1 protein-coding gene is annotated in these 264 nt (G+C 73.9%); it reads right to left on the bottom strand.

Annotated elements, in window-relative coordinates; all coding sequences use genetic code 11:
* Nucleotides 1-264: hypothetical protein (locus NGF19_RS30545; protein ID WP_252429202.1), on the bottom strand; the 264-nt coding region annotated here is incomplete at both ends.

Here is a 264-nt window from a genome sequence, read left to right as displayed (position 1 = left end):
GAACAGGAACGCCCGACCACCGGACACCGCGCTCCCGACGACCACACCCCCCTGCGGCTCCCCCGCCGCCAACGACAGCAAACCCTCCCGCAGTTCGGCCTCACCACCAGCCACCACCACCGCACGGTGCTCCAGCACCGAACGCGTCGTCGCCAGCGCGTGCCCCAGCTCCGCCACCGGAACGTCCCCGGCCAGCGACACCAGCCGCCCCGCCTGAGCCCGCAACGCCACCTCGTCGGCCGCGGACAGCACCACCGGAACCAC

Origin of the sequence: Streptomyces macrolidinus (assembly GCF_023887685.1) — a bacterium.
In the GTDB taxonomy this organism is placed as follows: domain Bacteria; phylum Actinomycetota; class Actinomycetes; order Streptomycetales; family Streptomycetaceae; genus Streptomyces; species Streptomyces macrolidinus.
The sequence above is the reverse complement of the archived record's forward strand: the minus strand, read 5'-3'. Positions and strand labels throughout refer to the sequence as shown.